The 18,417-nt window shown below is 69.0% G+C and carries 16 protein-coding genes; 6 read left to right on the top strand and 10 right to left on the bottom strand.

All coding sequences use genetic code 11. From position 1 onward, the window contains the following. Nucleotides 1-125: 125 nt before the first annotated feature. The 3 genes from BIU99_RS01915 to BIU99_RS01925 all read left to right on the top strand — a co-directional run bounded on the left by BIU99_RS01915 (nucleotide 126) and on the right by BIU99_RS01925 (nucleotide 3,492). Nucleotides 126-878: a CPBP family intramembrane glutamic endopeptidase gene (locus BIU99_RS01915; RefSeq protein WP_139205300.1), complete on the top strand. Its 753-nt coding sequence runs from the start codon at nucleotides 126-128 to the stop codon at nucleotides 876-878. 161 nt (nucleotides 879-1,039) lie between these two features. Continuing rightward, nucleotides 1,040-2,800 carry a DUF4012 domain-containing protein gene (locus tag BIU99_RS01920; protein WP_175484330.1) on the top strand — a complete coding sequence of 587 codons (1,761 nt, stop codon included), beginning with the start codon at nucleotides 1,040-1,042 and terminating at the stop codon, nucleotides 2,798-2,800. Nucleotides 2,801-2,943: 143 nt separating this feature from the next. Beyond that, nucleotides 2,944-3,492: a hypothetical protein gene (locus BIU99_RS01925; protein ID WP_071258944.1), complete on the top strand. Its 549-nt coding sequence runs from the start codon at nucleotides 2,944-2,946 to the stop codon at nucleotides 3,490-3,492. A gap of 77 nt (nucleotides 3,493-3,569) precedes the next feature. Here BIU99_RS01925 and BIU99_RS01930 read toward each other — a convergent pair whose 3' ends face one another. Continuing rightward, the gene (locus tag BIU99_RS01930) at nucleotides 3,570-3,749 is read right to left on the bottom strand and encodes a hypothetical protein (protein ID WP_064296076.1); all 180 of its coding nucleotides are present in this window, start codon (nucleotides 3,747-3,749) and stop codon (nucleotides 3,570-3,572) included. 248 nt (nucleotides 3,750-3,997) lie between these two features. Between BIU99_RS01930 and BIU99_RS01935 the strand changes: the two genes are divergently transcribed. Further along, complete coding sequence (locus BIU99_RS01935) at nucleotides 3,998-4,432, top strand: hypothetical protein (protein ID WP_071258947.1); 435 nt, start codon at nucleotides 3,998-4,000, stop codon at nucleotides 4,430-4,432. After that, on the top strand, nucleotides 4,429-5,298 hold the full coding sequence (locus tag BIU99_RS01940; protein WP_071258950.1) for a type II CAAX prenyl endopeptidase Rce1 family protein: 870 nt from the start codon (nucleotides 4,429-4,431) through the stop codon (nucleotides 5,296-5,298). Before BIU99_RS01935 ends, BIU99_RS01940 begins: the two co-directional genes overlap by 4 nt. Before the next feature lie 126 nt (nucleotides 5,299-5,424). On the opposite strand, the gene BIU99_RS01945 is transcribed toward BIU99_RS01940, so the two are convergent. The 4 genes from BIU99_RS01945 to BIU99_RS01960 form a co-directional block, all read right to left on the bottom strand. Beyond that, the gene (locus BIU99_RS01945; protein WP_083397136.1) at nucleotides 5,425-7,287 is read right to left on the bottom strand and encodes a glycoside hydrolase family 2 protein; all 1,863 of its coding nucleotides are present in this window, start codon (nucleotides 7,285-7,287) and stop codon (nucleotides 5,425-5,427) included. A 188-nt stretch (nucleotides 7,288-7,475) separates the two neighbouring features. Further along, nucleotides 7,476-8,804, bottom strand: a complete 1,329-nt coding sequence (locus BIU99_RS01950) for an ABC transporter substrate-binding protein (RefSeq protein WP_071258952.1) — start codon at nucleotides 8,802-8,804, stop codon at nucleotides 7,476-7,478. 114 nt (nucleotides 8,805-8,918) lie between these two features. After that, nucleotides 8,919-9,848, bottom strand: coding sequence for a carbohydrate ABC transporter permease (locus BIU99_RS01955; RefSeq protein ID WP_071258955.1), 930 nt, complete (start codon nucleotides 9,846-9,848; stop codon nucleotides 8,919-8,921). Beyond that, nucleotides 9,841-10,782 (bottom strand): carbohydrate ABC transporter permease, encoded by a 942-nt coding sequence (locus BIU99_RS01960; RefSeq protein WP_071258957.1) that lies wholly within the window; start codon nucleotides 10,780-10,782, stop codon nucleotides 9,841-9,843. Before BIU99_RS01960 ends, BIU99_RS01955 begins: the two co-directional genes overlap by 8 nt. 221 nt (nucleotides 10,783-11,003) lie before the next feature. Here BIU99_RS01960 and BIU99_RS01965 point away from each other — a divergent pair, with 221 nt between their 5' ends. Continuing rightward, nucleotides 11,004-12,002 (top strand): LacI family DNA-binding transcriptional regulator, encoded by a 999-nt coding sequence (locus BIU99_RS01965; RefSeq protein ID WP_071258960.1) that lies wholly within the window; start codon nucleotides 11,004-11,006, stop codon nucleotides 12,000-12,002. A 25-nt stretch (nucleotides 12,003-12,027) separates the two neighbouring features. Here BIU99_RS01965 and BIU99_RS01970 read toward each other — a convergent pair whose 3' ends face one another. The 5 genes from BIU99_RS01970 to BIU99_RS20325 all read right to left on the bottom strand — a co-directional run bounded on the left by BIU99_RS01970 (nucleotide 12,028) and on the right by BIU99_RS20325 (nucleotide 18,263). Then, nucleotides 12,028-12,492: a hypothetical protein gene (locus tag BIU99_RS01970; protein ID WP_064295783.1), complete on the bottom strand. Its 465-nt coding sequence runs from the start codon at nucleotides 12,490-12,492 to the stop codon at nucleotides 12,028-12,030. A gap of 26 nt (nucleotides 12,493-12,518) precedes the next feature. Further along, a complete protein-coding gene (locus tag BIU99_RS19605) occupies nucleotides 12,519-13,835 on the bottom strand; it encodes a signal peptidase I (protein ID WP_071258963.1) in 1,317 nt (438 codons plus the stop codon). A gap of 10 nt (nucleotides 13,836-13,845) precedes the next feature. Continuing rightward, nucleotides 13,846-14,472, bottom strand: a complete 627-nt coding sequence (locus BIU99_RS01980) for a SipW-dependent-type signal peptide-containing protein (protein ID WP_064295781.1) — start codon at nucleotides 14,470-14,472, stop codon at nucleotides 13,846-13,848. Nucleotides 14,473-14,513: 41 nt separating this feature from the next. Continuing rightward, nucleotides 14,514-15,158, bottom strand: coding sequence for a SipW-dependent-type signal peptide-containing protein (locus BIU99_RS01985; RefSeq protein ID WP_139205301.1), 645 nt, complete (start codon nucleotides 15,156-15,158; stop codon nucleotides 14,514-14,516). Nucleotides 15,159-15,377: 219 nt separating this feature from the next. Next, nucleotides 15,378-18,263 (bottom strand): helix-turn-helix transcriptional regulator, encoded by a 2,886-nt coding sequence (locus BIU99_RS20325; RefSeq protein ID WP_071258966.1) that lies wholly within the window; start codon nucleotides 18,261-18,263, stop codon nucleotides 15,378-15,380. Between the last annotated feature and the right edge of the window lie 154 nt (nucleotides 18,264-18,417).

Below are 18,417 nucleotides of genomic sequence, written 5' to 3' on the forward strand. Positions count from 1 at the left end.
GAGAGCATGGCGCCTCGGATCGAGGCGGCCCCGAAGAGGGGGTTGTGAGCCATGGTGCCACAAACCGTCAGCTGTTCCCGAGCGTCGTGATCCAGCGGGTCGACGCGTGGCGTAGCTTTGCGACCGTGACGGACGACCCAGGAACCCCTTCGAGCGCGGACTCGCGACGCGCCAGGACGCGGCTGACCATCGCGCTCATCGGGCTCGCGGCCGCGGCCCTCTTGGCCGTGACCATGCGGGCAGGGGTGCAGATCGCGCAGCCGTTCGACGCCCTCCGTGGTTACGTGCTCGTATGGGTCCCCCTCCTCGGTGCGGTGCTGCTCGCCCGATTCGCCGTTCCGGCTCCTCGTGGAACTGCACCGGTGCTCGGCCTCGCCTTTCGACCGATCGACCTGCTCTGGGGGCTGGCCGCGGGGCTCGTCCTCCGCATCCTCGTCAGCGCCCTCGAGGTGGTCGTCTACGGCTCATTGCCGGCGACGGCGGGTGGTGGAGCGCCGACCGGGAGTGCGCTCATCGTGGTCTCGTTCATCGTCGCCGTGCTCGCGGCGACGATGATCGCCCCCGTCGTCGAGGAGCTGTTCTTCCGGGGGCTGCTGTTGCGATCGATGAGCGGAAGCCTGCCCGGCCGGGCAGCGTGGATCGCCATCGTGATCTCGGCAGCGCTGTTCGCTTCGCTCCACCTCGTGGTCGTGAGTGGGACGTCAGAAGCACTCGTCACCGGCGTCGGAACATTCCTCGTCGGGCTCGGAACCGGCACCGCCGCCGTGCTCACCGGGCGCCTCGGTCCGGCCATCGTGATGCACATCGTCTTCAACGCCTCGGTCCTCGTGCTCGGTGTGACCGCCGTGACCGGTGGAACAGGCGTCGTGATTGAATAGCGCCCATGCCGTCCCCATCCGACGACCGTCGTTCATCTTCCGGCGATCGCCCCGCCGCTCGACGGTCTGAGGGCCCGAGCCGCGCTGACAGTTCCCGCCGGAGGTCGAGCGCCAGTTCCCGGGCACGTCGTCGGGAGGGTGCGCGTGACGAGCGGCTGAAGGTGCGCCGTCGCAGGACGCTGCTCATCGTCGGTGGTCTCGTCCTCGTCGTCGTCGCAGCGGTGGCCTGGATCGGGGTGCGTGCCTTCCTCGCCAAGGGCGAGCTTGAAGCCGCCGTTCCGCTGGCGCAGACGGTTCGCGAGCAGGTCGTCGCCGACGACCCCGGAGCGGCCGGCACGACCGCGCGAGAACTGGCCGCGCATGCGCGATCGGCCGCCGACCTCACGAGCGATCCGATCTGGCGAGCCGCTGAGGTCATCCCGTGGATCGGCCCGAACCTCGCCGCCGTCCGCGAGCTGGCCGGGGCGACCGAAGATGTCGCCGTCGGTGCCATCACGCCGCTCGTGAACCTCGCTGGCTCCCTTCGTCCGGAGCTGTTCAAGCCCGTCGATGGTGCCGTACCGCTGCAGTCGATCGTCGATGCACAGGAGGACGTGCGCAAGGCGGATGACGCTCTGGAAGGTGCCGCCAAGCGGGTGCAGACGATCGACGAAGGCCCGCTCATCAACCAGGTCCGTGGCGCGGTCGACCAGCTCCGACCCGTCCTCACCGAGACTGCCGACACCGTGGACGCGGCGAGACGCGCGATCGATCTGATGCCGGCCATGCTCGGAGCCGATGGGCCGCGCACCTACCTCGTGCTGTTCCAGAACCCGGCCGAGCCGCGGGCGAGCGGCGGCAACCCGGGTGCACTCGCACTCATCGGTACGGACGGCGGAAAGATCTCATTGCTGCAGCAGGCGTCGACGGCCGACTTCCCACGCTTCCCCGAGCCGGTCCTGCCGCTGCCGACCGAGACGGCAGGCATCTATGGCAACATCACCGGCCGCTTCATGCAGAACGTCACGCTCACGCCGCGGTTCCAGCTCTCCGCGGAGCTCGCCTCCGAGATGTGGTTCCAGCGGTTCGGCACCCGGGTCGACGGCGTGCTCAGCATCGACCCGGTCGCCCTCGGCTACCTGCTCGATGCGACCGGACCCATCCCGCTCGCGACCGGCGACGAGCTCACGACCGAGAACGCGGCGCAGCTCCTGCTGAGCGAGGTCTACAACCGCTATCCGTCAGGACCGGAACAGGACGCGTTCTTCGCCGCGGCCTCGGGTACCGTGTTCGACCGGGTTGCATCCGGGAACTTCGATCCGACCAAGCTCATCGGTGCCCTGGCGAAAGCCGGAACCGAGCGGCGGGTGCTGATCTGGAACGCGGCTGAGGCGGAGCAGGCGCTGCTCGACGGCACGACCCTCACTGACCTGCTTCCCACCGCCGAGCAGGCTCCGCAGACCTTCGGCGTCTACGTCAACGACGCCACCGGCAGCAAGATGGGCTACTACCTCGACCTGCAGGCAACGACCGGTGTCGCGAAGTGCGGTTCGGACGGTCAGCTGCTCGGATTGCAGCTCACGCTCACGAACATGGCTCCAGCCGATGCGGCATCGACGCTGAGCGACTACGTGACCGGTGCCGGCCAGGTCGGCGTGACGCCAGGCAACTTCCGTTTCAACATCGCCGTATACGCGCCTCCGGGATCCATGCCCGGCGGGGTCCAGCGGGACGGTGTCGACCTGCCGTCGCAACTGGCTACCGACGGCGAGTTCCCGGTGACCCAATTCAAGATCGAGCTGGCTCCAGGGGAGAGCACGACCATCGACCTCGGTGTGACGGCGTATGACGCTTCAGGAACGCCCGGAATCGTGGCCACGCCGAAAGTTCATCTCTCCGAAACACAACAAGCGTCCATTAACTGTGAATTTGCTCTACAGTAGGGACTGTTGTCGCTCTTGACCCGTTTTCGGGGGGTGTCGGGGAGGCACGATCTACTTCCGCTGCGAGACGACATCGTCCTGGCGGTTGGCTACAGCACTGTCATCGCACCAGCACACTTGCAGAGCCTTCAAGGGGACATCACATGATCAAGAAAATCACCGCGGTCTTCGCGCTGGCCCTCGCAGGCCTGTTTATCGCACCCGTTGCCGCCAATGCGTCCTACGTTCCGAACGCCGGCATCACGGTGAGTGGATCGGTCACCGCTGGTGGTACGTCCACCGTCTCGTTCGGCGACGGCGGCTTCCAGCCTGGCGAGACCGTCTCTCTCGCCCTGACCGGTGAGAACGCGACGGGCGCGACGCTCGCCGCCGTCGACACGCAGACCATCCAGAAGACGGCTTCCGCCACCGGCGCCGTCAACCTCAACGTCACGCTGCCGACCAACGCGACCGGCTCGTACACGGTCACCGCTACGGGCCTCACCACGGGCATTACCGGCACCGCGACCCTCACGGTCACCGCTGCTGGTTCGGGCTCCGGCTCGGGCGGCAACGACAACGACCTCGCTGACACCGGCTTCGGCGCTCCGGCGTTCGTCGTCTGGGGTGCAGCCGGCGCAGTCGCCCTCGGCGCAGCGCTCATCGCGGTCCTCGTGATGGTTCGCCGCCAGCGCGCTTCGCTCGCGGCCTAGTCACACCGCGGCTCACGCCGCACACGAAACGGCGGCCGGTGCTTCTGCACCGGCCGCCGTTTCGTCGTGTCCGAACCCTATGCGTCGTCGCTCGGGTGGTCGGGGTCTTCCTCCTGGTTGAAGTTCGAGGCGTCGGGGTCGTGGCCAACCGCGAGGCCGTCCTCGCTGTTGGGGATGGTCTGGTTCTCGCCCAGGCCGCCCGGCTTCGGCGTTCCCTCGCTGCTGTTCTGGTCGGTGTCGTTCGTGTCGTTCGTCATGGGGAACAGGTTAAGAGGTACGCGAGCGCTGTTGAGCGGGCTTGACAGGGTGTCCGGGACGGTGGTTTCGGGCCCTTCGACAGGCTCAGGGACCGGGCGGAGGGGGCTCAGGGACCGGGCGAACCGTCGGTCCTTGCGGAAAACGGATAGGCCGGGACATACCTCCCTTCCGGGGGACAGATGACGGGCAATACAGTTCGAGCAGCCTGGGTCCGGCCGTCGGATCCTCCACGACCGAAACGAGCATCATGACCGCCACCGCCGCTTCCAGGACCGCACCGAAGCCGATCGTCATCTCATTCTGGTTGTGGGTCGTCTCCGCCGTCCTCTCCGTCATCTCCGGGGTCACGGCCGCCATGTCGGCCGGAACCGTCGCCGAGGCCGCAGCCGAACAATCGGCCTCGGGAGGTGTGCTCTCCTCGAGCGTGCTCCTGATCTCGACCGCCGTCGGCGCGTTCATCGTCGGCGCACTCCACGTGCTGTTCGCCTTCTTCATGCTCCGCGGTCGCAACTGGGCTCGGATCGTTCTCACCGTGGTCGGCATCCTCTCCGTCCTCGGTTCGATCACCGGGCTGATCGCCCTCAACCCGCTCGCCTTCATCTTCGTCATCGTGACCATCGTCGCGATCGTCCAGATGTACGTGCCGGCAGCACGCGAGTACTTCGCCGCGAACAAGCGATGAGCGACCACTCCGCTGCCCCGGCGGAGACCGCCCCGCGCCCGGGTTCGCGCCAGGAACGGGCCGAAGCTCGCCGCGCCGAGGCGCGCCTGTCCTACAGCCCCTCGCCTGACACCCGGTGGGGTACCCCGACCGCGCTGACGACCTTCGTCGCGATCATCGCGCTCCTCGTCGTCGTCGAACTCGCACGGAACTTCGGCGTCCTGTCCGGCGAGGTCGGCACGATGATCATGTGGATCATCTTCGACGGCGGCATCCTCGTCGCCCTCGCGATCGTCTGCCGCACCTGGGGAAGCGGGTCCTGGGCGAAGGACTTCGGACTCCGCTTCCGCTGGTTCGACGTGTTCATCGGGCTCGGTTCCGCCGTCGGCATCCAGCTGATCGGTGGCATGATCGGCCAGTTCGTCATCGCCCTCACCGGCGAGACGCCGAAGTCGAACATCGCCCCGCCGTCGCCAGAGCTCGTCTGGGTGCTGGTCAACACCGTGTTCGCCACGGCGATCGTCGCGCCGTTCTGTGAGGAACTCCTCTTCCGCGGGCTCCTGCTGCGCGGATTCCGGAACACGATTCTCCGCGGACGGGCGACGAACGGCGTGCGCCGAGGTGCGGCGACGCCCACGACCGCCCGACGTCGCACGGCCGCGGTCGTCTCGGTGGGAGCAAGCGCACTGATCTTTGCGATCGTCCACCTCTACGAGGGCTGGGGTAGCCCGGTCACGATGGTCACGCTCGGGCTCACAATCCTCGTGCTCGGCACGGTGAACGGTGTCTACGCCGCGACGACCCGTCGCCTCGGACCGGGCATCTGGACGCACGTGTGGTTCAACACCTTCACCGTGCTGCTGACGCTGGCACGCAGCGGGAGCTGACCCGGGCGCCGGTCCTTGGGCGAAGAAGGGAGCCCGTGGGCCCTTCGACAGGCTCAGGGACCGGCGGAGGCTCAGGGGCCGGCGGAGGCTCAGGGACCGGCGGAGGCTCAGGGACCGGACGATCGGTCAGGGGGCGGAGGGGCGGACTCGGCGTTCGTAGGCGGCGTCGGCCGCGAGCACCGCTCGCACGCGGGCGAGGTCGAACTTCGGCCTGCGGTCGAAGTCGTAGATGCCGTTCTGCTCCTGGAACGTGTCGGTGAGCTGCGTGTAGCAGTAGCCGAACATGTTCTCGTCGTCGGTCAGTACCCGGACGAGCCCCGCGAAACGCTCGTGGAACTCCTCGACCGACGCCACCCGCGCACCATAGCCCCAGGAGTCACCACCGGTGTCCGCCGCCGCGAGCTCCGCGTTCCACCAGATGCCGCCGAACTCCGACACGAAGAACGGCTGACCCTCGTACGGCAAGGAGATGGTGCGTCCGTCCTCGAGGTTCGTGAACGGCTCACCGTCCGCGATCCCACCCTGCTCGACGGCGAACGCCGCCGGGTCCTGCTCGTAGGAGTGTGCATCCCACACGTCGGTCTCCCGCACCCGGTGCGCGTAGCCCGAGGCGTCGATCACCGGCCGACTCGGGTCGATCAGCTTCGTCGCGAGGAACATGCCACGCGTGACGTCGTCGAGGACGGTCACGCGGTCGTGCAGCGTCTGGTGCGTCTCGTTCAACGGGCACCAGCCGATGATCGACGGATGGTTGACGTCGCGCTCCAACGCCTCGACCCATTGCGTGATGAACGACGCCGTCGGGCCCTGGTTGTGACCGACCGTGCCCGCACCGGACACGCCCCAATCGCCGAACTCGCCCCACACCAGATAGCCGAGGCGGTCCGCGTGATAGAGGTACCGCTCCTCGAACACCTTCTGGTGGAGCCGCGCACCGTTGAACCCGGCGTCCATCCCGAGCGTGATGTCGGCCACGAGCGCGTCGTCGTCCGGCGCGGTCATGAGCGAGGACGGCCAGTACCCCTGGTCGAGCACGAGCCGCTGGAAGACGTGCTCGCCGTTGATCAGCACCGCGGTGCCGTCGATCGCTACACTGCGCAGCCCCGCGTAGCTCGAGACGCGGTCGGTGACGTCGCCGGCACCATCGCGGATCTCGATGTCGAGGGTGTAGAGGAACGGGTCGGCGGGACTCCAGAGCCGCTGCTGGTCCACCGGTACCTCGAGCCGCACCGACGGCGACATCGTCGACCCGAGCTGCGCGGTCTCGCTCGCGACGACGACTCCGTCCGCGGACAGGGTCACCGTCGCGGTCGAGCCGGCGGCGTTCCGGCTGGGGACGAGCGTGCAGTCGAACCGCCCGGCGTCCGCATCGGGGACCACGGTGAACCGACGCAGGTGCAGCTCGTCGACGGCCTCCACCCAGACCGTCTGCCAGATCCCGGTCGTTCGGGTGTAGTAGCAGTCGGTGTTGCCGTACCAGGTCGCCTGCTTCCCACCGGCCTTCGGCTCGTGACGGGTGTCGCGGGCGCGCACCACGATCTCGAGTTCCTGCCCCGGCTCGACCGCACCGAGCGGCACCCGGATCGGCGTGAAGCCACCCCGATGCCGCATCGCCTCGACCCCGTCCACCCACACGGTCGTGTCGTGGTCGACGGCACCGAAGTGCAGCACACCCTGCTTCCCCCGCCACGTCGCCGGCACCGTGAACCGCGTGCGGTACCAGACGGCCTCCATGAAGTCCGTGTGCTCGACGCCCGATGCGGCCGACTCCGGCGCGAACGGGACGAGGATGCGGTCGGTCAGTTCGCGGCCGAGGAGCCCGCGCTCGAGCCCGCTGTCGCCGGCGTCGATCTCGAACTCCCACAGGCCGTTGAGATTGACCCAGCCGTCACGTACGAGCTGCGGCCGGGGGTACTCCGGGCGCGGCTGCGGCGCGGTGTCGGCGCGGCCGGTCGGCAGCGGGGCGGGGAAGCGGAGAGGGTGCGTCATGGATGTCGTTCCGATGCGTGGTGGTGGGTGGAGGTGTCGTCGGCCCTTCGACAAGCTCAGGGACCGGGGAGGTTGCTCAGGGGCCGGGGTGGCCCTTCGACAGGCTCAGGGACCGGGAGTTCGGCTCAGGGGCCGGGAGTTCGGCTCAGGGACCGAACGGGCTGAGCCTGTCGAAGGGCGGGGAGCCGCTATCGGGCGTCGTCGACGGCCTTCGTCAGCTCGACGACGAACGCTTCAGCGGCCTCCTTGGGGGTGGTCTTGCCGAACTGGACGTCCTGGTTGTAGCGGCCGAGGATCTTCTCGCTGTCGCCACCGCCGACGGGGGTGATCGCCGGCGGGGTGCCGGACTCCTCGCGCGCGGCGTCGACGACGCCCGCCACGATCTGGTCCGTCGGTGTCAGGTCGGGCTCGATGGCCTTCTGGAAGTCCGGGTTCGCGGGCATGCCGCGTTCGGTGCTGAAGAGCTTCGCGACCTCGGTGTCGGTCGTGAGGAAGTCCACCAGCAGTGCCGCCTCGGCGGGGTGCTCGGACTTCGACGAGACCGACCAGTACATCGACGGCTTGAGGTACTGGTATCCCTCGGAGGCGTCCTTCGCCGCGGGGAACGGGAGCATGTCGAGCTGGTGGTCGGGTGCAGCGGCCTGGAAGGCGGTGAGCACCGACGACGGCTGGAAGGTCATCGCGACCTTGCCCGTGCTCATGTCCATGAGGTCGATCGCCACGCCGTTGCCCTCGGCCAGCTGCGAGGCGCTCGGGGCCGCCCCGCTCTCGATCTGGTCGAGCGCGTACTGCCAGTAGCTCTCCACGACCTCGGGCTTCAGGATGACCTTGCCCTCCTTGTCGTAGATGTCGTTGCCGTGCTGCCGGGCCCACAGGGTGAGGGTCGGCATGTCGCCTCCGAAGGGGGACATGCCGTGGACGGCACCGCCCGAGGCCTCGGTCACCTGTAGGGCGACGTCGTTGAGCTCGTCCCACGTCCAGGTCGTCGCGTCGGGCAGCCGGATCCCGTACTGGTCGAAGATGGACCGGTTGACCATGAGGCCGACGGTGCCGACGCCGATCGGCACGCCGTACAGCTCGTCCTTGACCTTGCCCTGATCGAGCACCTCCGCGCTGAGGTCGGAGGTGTCGAGGAACTCGTCGAGTTCGCCGAGATCGGCGAGCGCACCGCGCTGGGCGTACGAGGCGAGGTAGAGCTGGTCGAACTGCATGACGTCGGGGGCGTCTCCGCCGGCGACCGTCGTGGCGAGCTTGTCCCAGTAGCCACCCCACTCGGTGGACTGGCCCTTCACGGTGATGTTGGGGTACTTCTCCTGGAAGAGGTCGATGGCGGCGCGGGTGCGCTCGTCGCGCGCGGCTGCGCCCCACCAGTTGAAGGTGATGGTGACGTCCTCGTCGCTGAGGGACGCGTCGCCGTTGCCGCCCCCGACGGCGCAGCCGGTGAGGGCGAGCGCCGAGACGGCGGTTGCGGCTGCGAAGCCGAGGAGGCGGGACCGGGATCGTGGTTGGCGTTGCATGATGCTCCTTTGCATGGGTGGGTCGGTCGGCCCTTCGACAGGCTCAGGGACCGGGTGGGGACTCAAGGACCGGGTTGGGACTCGGGGACCGGGTTGTGGACTCAGGGGCCGGGGCTACTTGCCTCCGGTGGTCGCGATGCCTCGGAGGAGGAATCGCTGACCGAACAGGAAGGCGAGGAACACCGGCAGGAGGGTGACGACGCTCATGGCGAAGAGGGCGCCGTAGTCCGATTGCGACTGCGTGTCGACGAACGAGCGGAGGGCGACCGATGACGTGTACTTGTCGGGGTCGGTCACGAAGATCAGCTGGCCGAAGAAGTCGTTCCACGTCCAGATGAAGGTGAAGATCGCCGTCGTCGCGAGTGCCGGGGTCATGAGCGGGAGCATGATCTGCACGAAGATCCGCAGGTGACCGGCTCCGTCGATCCGCGCCGCCTCGTCGAGCTCGCGTGGGATGCCGCGGATGAACTGCACCATCAGGAAGATGAAGAACGCGTCCGTCGCGAGGAACTTCGGCACGATGAGCGGCAGGTAGGTGTTGATCCAGTCGAGCTGGGCGTAGATGACGTACTGCGGGATGATCAGCACGTGGATCGGCAGCATCATGGTGAGCAGCATCGCCGCGAAGGCGAAGCGCTTGAACCGGAACCGCAGCCGGGCGAAGCCGTACGCGGCGAGCGAGCAGGTGAGCAGGTTGCCGATGATCGACCCGACGACCACGATCGCCGAGTTCGCCAGGTAGCTCCCGAACGGCTGCGCGAGCGCGTTCCAGCCGTTCGTGTAGTTGGACGCCTCGAAGGTGTCGAGCACGAGACCCGGGTTGTCGAAGATGTACCCGTTCGGGCGGAGGGAGGACGCCACCATCCACAGCACGGGGTAGAGCATCAGCAGCCCGAGCAGGATCAGCAGCGCGTGCTTGCCGATGCTCGAGATCCGCTGTCGGCGCAGGAGCTTGGCGCGCTGAGCGTCGCCCCGCTCGCGACGGGCGGCCGCATCGGGTGAGAGGCCGTCCTCGGAGGAGGGGCGGGTCGTGAGGTCAGTCATCGTAGAACACCCAATACTTCGAGGCCCAGAAGTTGATGGCCGTGGCGGCGGCGATGATGATGAGCAGGAGCCACGCGATCGCCGACGCGTACCCCATTTGGAAGCTGCCGAAGCCCTTCTGGTACAGGTAGAGCGTGATGAACAGCGTCGAGTCGGACGGCCCGCCCGATCCGTTCGACACCACGTAGGCCTGCGTGAACGACTGGAACGCGCCGATGATCCCGAGCACGAGGTTGAAGAAGATGATCGGGCTGAGCAATGGCAGGGTGATCGACCGGAACTGTGTCCACCGGCCGGCACCGTCCGTCGACGCCGCCTCGTAGTACTGTCGCGGGATCTGCCGGAGGCCGGCGAGGAAGATCACCATCGGGGCGCCGAACGTCCACACGTGCAGGATGATCAGCGTCGACAGCGCGGTGTCGGGTTCGGAGATCCACCCGGGGCCCTGGATGCCGAAGACGGCGAGCAGCGCGTTGACGAGTCCGCTCGAGCCGAAGACGAGCCGCCAGAGGACCGCGATCGCGACGCTGCCGCCGAGGAGTGACGGCAGGTACAGCACCGACCGGTAGAACGAGAGCCCGCGCATGCCGCGATCCAGGAGGACCGCGATCGCCAGGGCGACGATGAGCTGCAACGGCACCGACACGAGGACGTAGGTGATGGTCACGCCGAGGGATTGGTGCAGTCGGGGGTCCTCGACCATCCGCTGCGCGTTCTCCAGCCCGGTGAAGTTCGGGTTCTGGAGGAGGTTGTAGTCGGTGAACGACAGGTAGAGCGAGACGAGGACCGGTCCGAGCGTGATGACGAGGAAGCCGATGATCCAGGGACCGAGGAAGAGGAGTGCCGCACGGTTGTCCCGGAACTCGGAAGCGTCGCGGTGCTTGATCGCCCCCTTCGGCGTCCGCAGCGCGCGCAGCTCGTTGAGCGCGCTCATGTGGCGGCTCGGGTGATGGGTGGTGGGCTCTCGAACATGCTGCGCATCTCCTTCGACTCGCTGCGACCGTGCTGACAGGGAGACACGCTAACGGCTTGTGCTACGTAGCACAAGACACAGTTGGAAAACGCTTGCCGTGACAATCCGGACGTCGTGGAGTCGCTACGCTTGCGTCAGGACGGACGCGCGGTGGAGCATGCGCGACCGACGGGGAGGCACGGATGGCAGTGACCGCAAGGGATGTCGCGCAGGCGGCCGGTGTCTCCCAGCGGACGGTTTCGGACGTCGTGAACCTGCCGGGGCGGGTCGGCGCCGAGACCCGCAAGCGCGTGCAGGCGGTCATCGACGAGCTCGGCTATCGGCCCAATCCGCACGCGCGGGGGCTCCGCAACAACCGCAGTGGACTCATCGCGCTCGTCGTCCCCGAGCTCGATGTGCCGTACTTCTCCGACCTCGCCCGCTGCCTCATCCCCGAACTCACGAAACGCTCGCTCACCCTCGTCGTCGACCAGACGAACGGCGATCCGGAACGGGAGCGCGCGGTGCTCACCGGGGGAGCGGTGTCCTCGACGTTCGACGGCGTGCTGCTCAACGCCCTCAACCTCACGGCCGCCGACGTCGAAGCCGCCGCCGCGACGCAGCCGATCGTCCTGCTCGGCGAGCGCGACTATGGCGCGAGCGCGGACCACGTCGCCATCGACGGTACCGAGGCGGCCTACCTGGCGACCAGGCACCTCATCGAACGCGGATGCACGCGCATCGGCGCCATCGGTCGGCAGGCCCATTCCACGGGCACCGCGAAGCAGCGCGTGGACGGGTTCACGAGAGCGATGCTGGAGGCCGGACTCGACCCGAACCGGTATATGGCCGAAGGGGAATACGATCGCGCGAGCGGAGCGGCGGTCATGGGCCGCATGCTCGACGCCGGCGATCCGCCCGACGGCGTGTTCTGTTTCAACGACCTCATGGCGCTGGGCGCGATGCGTGCGGCGTGGGATCGCGGCGTCGACATCCCGCGCGACCTGGCCGTGGTCGGCTTCGACGACATCGAGGACGGCCGGTACGCGATGCGGTCACTGACGACGGTCGCGCCCGACAAGGAGGCCATCGCCCGCGAGGCCGTCGCCATGCTGGTCCAACGCGTGGCCGGGCACGTCGGGCCGGGGCGCCGGGTGCGCGCCGGGTTCGAACTGATCGTCAGAGAATCCTCGGCCGGGTGACCCCTCGGGCCGACCCGCCGGTCAATCAAGCGACGACACTGCACGTCGCCGCCCCGAGCACGATGGCTGATCCCTGCGCCACCTTCCGCGTCGACTTCCACTCGCTGCCGAACCGGGCCGAGAGCCCGAAATACTTTGCCCCGGTCAGAACGCCGCCAAGGAGGTCAAGGGATATCGTGGCGTCCAGATGGTTCGCCGTGGCGGAGGGGGTGATGGTGGGAGCCAGCACTGTCACCGTCCCGAACCCGGCCGTCGTCGAGTACTCGAACAGCGTGTCCGTCGACCCAGCCGGCATCCGGTAAGTAATCGTGTAAGAGGCTGCGATCCCGAGCAGTCCTGGGTTGAATGTGCACGCCGTCATGGTCACCGGCGCGATCGTGGCTGCCGTGAAGCTGCCCGAGCCGAGCTCCGCGTCGGCCCAGGCGGCCTCGGTTTGAGGGGGAGCTGGCTGAGAGGCGAACACGACAGCGGTGAGGACGATGACCAGCACCGCTTGGAGTCTGCGTCGGCCTGCGCTCATCGCAGTCCCCTCGCGGAACGCGAATGCTGTCGCAGCGCGCCGAACCACGCGCCGACGAGACCGATCAGGATCGCCCCCGCTGCCGCCCACACCGCGAACTCGATGCTCGTGCCGGTGCGGGGGAGCGTGGTGATCGGGCCGGGCGAGACCGAGACGTCGTCGCCGATGCCCTCGGCGGTGACCGTGAGGGCGACCGAGGCGTTCGCCACCGCTGTACCGGACGGCATCCGGACGTCGAACCTCAGCCACCACGCCTCCGAGCTGCGCATCGAGAGCACTGCGCGCTCGACGCCGTCGACGGGCACCGCCATCTCGTCGAACAGGTGGGTGACGGTGCCGACGCAGCCGGCCGCGGTCCAGCGGACGGAGCAGGCGTCGACCACCATGACGAGCCCGAGCTCCGACGAGCCGGAGCCGACCATGGACACGTCGATGGAGCCCGGTGTGGCTTCGGGCTTGGTGCTGACACCCACCTCCCAGGGCGTCGACCGACCGGGGGTGAGGGATCGCATAGCCGACGGGTCGCCGATCGAGGTGAGGACGACCGCCTCACCGGCGATGACGTCGACCATCGGCTCGGCGTGCGCGGGAGCGGCGCCGCCGATCGCGAGGCCGGCTCCGAGGAGCAGGGCGACCGGTGAGCAGCGGAGCGCGGCGTGGCGAGCCGGTCGTGGACCGGTTCCATCGGCGCCGACCGTGGAAAGTCGGTGTCGGGAAGCAGTGCGACCGTTTCCGTCGGTCCCTCCCGAGCCACCTGGCGGGCGCTTGCGGTCGGAGCGCGGCCAGAACGCCCACATGACGAGGGCCGAACAGCTGAGCGTCAGTCCGCCGAGGACCCACGGGTTGGACAACCACACGACGAGGTACGCGAGCCCGGGCACCGAGGCGAGCACGAGGCGGACCGTCGAGACCGTGTACGGCTCGGGGTCCTCCGACAGGTTCGCATCGCCCCGCATGGTGATCGTGCGTTGTGGTCCTGCGGTGTCGACGCCGCCGCTCACCGAGGTGACGCGGTGGGTGACGGGCAGCTGGCCGGCGCGGTCGACGGTCACGACGTCGCCGACCGCGATGTCGGATGCCGGGATCTCGCGGACGAGCGCGAGTGAGCCGGTGGGGATCGTCGGGCTCATGGAACCGGTTTTGAACATGATGAGGGTCACGTTGAAGCAGGTCGCGAGGATGACGAGCACGATGCAGACCACCCCGCCGACGGCGGCGAGGTTGAGCAGGGTGTCTCCGACGATCGACGCCACCGAGCGGCGGGGCTGCTGCCGCTCGGTGGCGTCGATCGCTTCCGTGGAGGGTCGGGTCACGGTGCTCCGATCAGGAACTGGAGGTGCTGGTGAACTGCCACGTCGCCGACGCCGTTCCACCCTGGAAGCTGGAGGCCGTACCCGCCTTCACCCGCACGTCGAAGCAGAAGCGCACCGTCGAACCGCCGGCCGCCGTGAGTGCACCGGTCGCCGTCGGTGGAGCCGTGCCCGTCGACAGCGAGGCGGTGTAGGCGGGGACTGTAGGTGAGGTGAACGCGGCGGCGTTGCAGGCCGTGCCCGCCGCCGTCGTGACGACGCGGTACTCGAGCTGTGGCAGGAGGGTGCCCGTCGCCGCCGAGACCGCGGACAGCGCCGCCGTCCCACCGATGTTCGTCGCGGCGGTCGTGCGGATGTCGATGAAGGCGAACTGCGACAACCCGGGCGACATGGCGGTCGCGTTGAAGACCAGCGTGGCGGGGTTCGCCGCCTCGTGAGCCGCCCAGGTCGACGATGAGGTCTGCGACTCCACGGCGAAGGTGCTGGCCGCGAAGGTCGCCGTTCCGAACTCGTCGTCGCTCCACGCGGCGAGGGTGAGCGAGGTCCCGACGCCCAGCACGAGCGCTGCTGCGAGGGCCGCTCTGGCCTTCGTATACCGTGCCGTGCTCCGTCGTCGATCGGTGCGGTGGTGTCTCCCCATCGCCGGAGTGTGTCGTCCCATGATCGCCGTCTCGCCGCGGGTTACGGCAGCGGAGTGGTGGACTCGGCTGCGAACTCCCAGAGCACGGTGCCGCTCGGCGACGACTGCGGCAGCGTCGCGGACGGTGTGACCTCGAAGCAGAGGAACACCGGGGTCGTGACCGCACCCAGTGTGAAGATGTCCGCGGCTGTGCTCGACGTGGTCGCGGCGTCCGTCACGAGCGGGTCACCGGCGGCAAAGCTCGTGGCGTCGCAGCCGAACGTGGTGGTCTCCACGACGGAGTAGCTGAGCGAGGAGGCGATGGCGGCTCCGCTCGAGGCCGTGATGTCCACCGTGCCGGCGTACGTCGACGCGGCGGTCAGCTGGACGGCGAACCCGGCGTAGACGGGCTCTTCGGGTGCCAGGTTGTCGGCTTCCACCGCGAAGGTGAGCGGGGCGGCCGCCGCCTCGGTCGGGTGTTCGGTGAAGGCGGTGCCGTCCGTGCTGCCCTCAATGCCGAACCCACCACCGGCGAAGATCCCGGTCGCGAACTCGGAATCGTTCCAGGCCGCGAGCGTGATCGCCGCACCGACGCCGAGCACCAGCCCGCCGGCCAGGATCGCCTTCGCCCGCTTGCTGCGCAGGCCGCGCACGGGTGCGTCGGTGCCGGTGGCCACTGGGGCCTCGGTGCTGGTGTCGATGGTCATGGAAGCCCCCTGAAGTCCGTCGGTGACGGCTGACGTCACCACAGGTGTCGGGCGTGCGGAGACGGTCTCCGCGCGTCTCGCGACACTCTCAGGACGATAGGCAGCCAGGTGTCTGTTGTAACCAGTAGTGGGGTACTGGGATCCGTGGCGGAGCGCGGCAGGACTACCGAGATCGGCCGCTCCGGCCCGCGAGCGGATGACGCCCGCGGGCCGGAGCGGTCACGCCTCGCGCTGCCCTGACTGCATGACGATCCGGCCCAGGTCGCGCCGACGGCCGGCGCCGAGCTTCGTCCGCGCCTGCAGGACGTGCGACTCGACCGTCCGGACGCTGAGGAACAGGCGGGTCGCGATCTCCTGGTTGCTCAACCCCTGGGCGATGAGGTGCGCCACCTCCAACTCGCGTCGAGTGAGCGAGCTCACGTCAGCGGGCGGTCCGTCCCGGTGCATGGTCTGGTCGAAGGGGATGTAGGCGAGAGGTGCATGGGCGGCGGGCCTGTCGACCTCGAGCGCGTCGTCCGGCGTGGGCGGCGCTGAGACCGCCGATCCGCGCGGCGAGCCGAAGCCCTCCGCGGTGGAGACCGGGACAGCGTGCTCCGGTGCGAGATCGACGAGCGGTCCGGTCGGCTGCTCCGACAGCCCGGCGACGCGCTCGGCGCAGCGACGGGCGTGGTGCGGGCGTCCCTGTTCCGTGTGCAGGCGCGCAGCGAGTTGGTGGGCTCCGATGGCCCGGTGCCGGGCTCCCACCGCTTCGAGCGAGCACGCGGCCTCCTCCACCCGGCTCGCATCACCCGCTGCACCGGCATCGAGGAGGAGGAACAGCGCGCCCTGCAGCGGCGTCTTCTCGCTGTCCCTCGCGTCGGCCACCCAGGAGAACGCCTCCGCTGCATCCGTGCCGACCACGGAGGCCAGGCACGCGGAGTAGAGCCGTTCGGTCAGCGGATTCGAGCCGGACTCAGCCATGTGGTGCAACTGCAGCTTGGCAGCCGTCAGGTTGCCGTCGGCGAGCAGGAGGCTGAAGTCCGCGATGTCGGCGAGGTAGGAGAGGACGGAGGACGACGCGATGAGTCGCCGGTCCTCGCCGGAGCGCCGCTCCATCGCCTCATCGAGTTGTCCCGTCTGCGCGAGCGCTCCGATGAGGATGAGCGAGGCGTGCGCGTGGACGTCGGGCGGGACCGTCGAGTCGAGCATGCGCTCGACGACCCGCAGGTCCGCCAGCGCTCGCTCTGGTCTGCCGTCGAAGAACGCGAGCTGCGCGCCCAGCAGTCCGACGATGCACTGATCGGTCGTCGCCAGGCGACCGGTCCCACGCTCCGCACGCTCGGCGAACTCGTCGATGTACCGCGCGAAGCCGGCCCAGGACAGGCCGGTCAGGAGCCGGATCGTGCCGGCCGAGAGGACGTACATCGCGCTCGCGTCGCGCATCGCGTGGGACAGCGGTCGTGCGGCGTTGTAGGGCACCCGGCGGTACACCGCATCGCCGGCGTGGAGGAATTCGCGGAGCTCGGTCGGCGTCGCGTGCAGGCCGCGTCGGCTGAGGAGTGCCGCGCCCGCGTACAGTCTCGAGGACTGCGGCGCGGTGTCGTCCTGGAGGACGCTCTCGTACAGGCCGTCGCTCTCGGTCGGTCCCGGATCGGTCTGTTGCCGCCACAGCTCGACCATCTCGATGCGCCGCGTGAGCGCACGGCTGTACTCGGCTCGTTCGGTGAGCACCTGCGCGCACGTCCGGTCGCCCCAGCGGTCCAGTGTCGCCCGCCAGCTCAGCACCTCGGCCCGGATGTCCTCGTCGGAATCCGCCTCGGGACCGACGTCGAGCACGCGTTGTGCACCGTCGACGTCGCCGAGCATGGCGAGCGATCTCGACTGCTGCAGCGCCGCGCTCACGGAGGGGCGCCAGGTGAAGGCACGAGCCGCGAGCAGCTGGCCGTCCGCGGCGAGTCCGGCGACGTTCGCGACGTGCGCCGCGTCCAGGTAGACCCGCGCCATCGTGACGGCCTCGAACCCGTGGTCGAAGCGGTCGTCGTCCGCGGACAACCAATACCGGCCGAGGATGAACGACTCGTTCGGCGTCAGTCGGCTCCCCGCACGGAGGTCCGCGATCAGGGTGCGCTGGACCCGGTCGTGCGGGCGCAGCCGACCGCCGTGCCGCCACTCGGCCAACGCCGACCAGGCGTGCAGCTCGTCGGCGACGATCCGGTCCTGCCCTGACCCGTCATTGCGCGCCAGGCCCAGCCGCAAGAGGGTGTGCAGCTCGTGTTCGCCGATCAGCCGGGCCGCGCGCGAGTAGGGGACCGGCCCGAGCTTCGCGAGCATCACGAGGGCGTAGCGGCCCTCGTCGTCGAGGCGGGAGAGCTGCGGATCGGTGAGGTCGTGGATGCGCGGTGAGACACCGGCCACCCCGAGCGACAGGATGCTGCGCGGCAGGTAGAACTCACCGCCCGTCTCGAGGGCGTCCTTGGTGAGCTCGTGGACGAGGCGCGGTGAGCCGTTGCTGAGCCGCACGATGACGGCTTTCGCCATGTCGTCCAGGACGGCGTCGTCCGCGGCGGCATCGGCGAGCGCCGAGGCCTCGAACCCGTCGAGCGCCGGGAGGTCGATCCGGGTGAGCGATCCGCCTCGCCAGACCGAGAGCAGCCGCTGCGCCGAATCGTCGGAGGCACTCGGCAGCCCGGCGCGCTCCTGTTCGAGCGTGACGAGCGCCACGTGCTCGCGCGACCTGGTGAGGTCGACGAGGTCGGAGAGGCCGCCCGCCTGGAGACCGGCGCCGTCGTCGATGATGAAGACCGAGCCGCTCGGGGCGGTCCGCCAGTCGCTCAAGAGGTGCGACGCGTCGACCGCCGTCCCGGAGAGTCGGACGACGGCACGACCTGCACGCTGCATGCGCCCGCCGATCGTGTCGGCCGTGAAGGTCTTGCCGTAGCCGTGGGGGCCGACGAGCAGCGTGCTCGTGCGGTGTTCGATGAGCGCTGCGACCCGGGCGATCGCGGCCTCCCGACTACTCTGCTGGGCCGGCGCCCGCGACGCGGCCTGCCGGAACTCGGCCGTCCGTCGCATCGGCGACCCGGCCGACCGGGAGCCGCCCGCGTATCGCGGAGAGCGGGCGGTCATGGCAGGGCTCGCTCGTCGAAACGGTGCTGTCGCCCCCGCACAGATGCGGTCTCAACCTGCTCTTCCATCGCAGCCCCCTCAAGCTCCGTCGTCCAGCGAGATCCGTCGTCCGATCGTCGTATCGCCACCCCTGCTCAGCGGTACCGACCCTCCG

Source organism: Plantibacter sp. MMLR14_011 (assembly GCF_001865025.1).
GTDB classification, from domain to species: domain Bacteria; phylum Actinomycetota; class Actinomycetes; order Actinomycetales; family Microbacteriaceae; genus Plantibacter; species Plantibacter flavus_A.

Bases quoted from the DNA above. Each gene is read 5' to 3' on its own strand.
- BIU99_RS01950 (WP_071258952.1), bottom strand. From the start codon at position 8,804: ATGCAACGCCAACCACGATCCCGGTCCCGCCTCCTCGGCTTCGCAGCC.
- BIU99_RS01980 (WP_064295781.1), bottom strand. From the start codon at position 14,472: ATGGGGAGACACCACCGCACCGATCGACGACGGAGCACGGCACGGTAT.
- BIU99_RS01955 (WP_071258955.1), bottom strand. From the start codon at position 9,848: ATGACTGACCTCACGACCCGCCCCTCCTCCGAGGACGGCCTCTCACCC.
- BIU99_RS01925 (WP_071258944.1), top strand. From the start codon at position 2,944: ATGATCAAGAAAATCACCGCGGTCTTCGCGCTGGCCCTCGCAGGCCTG.
- BIU99_RS20325 (WP_071258966.1), bottom strand. From the start codon at position 18,263: ATGACCGCCCGCTCTCCGCGATACGCGGGCGGCTCCCGGTCGGCCGGG.
- BIU99_RS01965 (WP_071258960.1), top strand. From the start codon at position 11,004: ATGGCAGTGACCGCAAGGGATGTCGCGCAGGCGGCCGGTGTCTCCCAG.
- BIU99_RS01940 (WP_071258950.1), top strand. From the start codon at position 4,429: ATGAGCGACCACTCCGCTGCCCCGGCGGAGACCGCCCCGCGCCCGGGT.
- BIU99_RS01945 (WP_083397136.1), bottom strand. From the start codon at position 7,287: ATGACGCACCCTCTCCGCTTCCCCGCCCCGCTGCCGACCGGCCGCGCC.
- BIU99_RS01935 (WP_071258947.1), top strand. From the start codon at position 3,998: ATGACCGCCACCGCCGCTTCCAGGACCGCACCGAAGCCGATCGTCATC.
- BIU99_RS01960 (WP_071258957.1), bottom strand. From the start codon at position 10,782: ATGAGCGCGCTCAACGAGCTGCGCGCGCTGCGGACGCCGAAGGGGGCG.
- BIU99_RS01930 (WP_064296076.1), bottom strand. From the start codon at position 3,749: ATGACGAACGACACGAACGACACCGACCAGAACAGCAGCGAGGGAACG.
- BIU99_RS01985 (WP_139205301.1), bottom strand. From the start codon at position 15,158: ATGACCATCGACACCAGCACCGAGGCCCCAGTGGCCACCGGCACCGAC.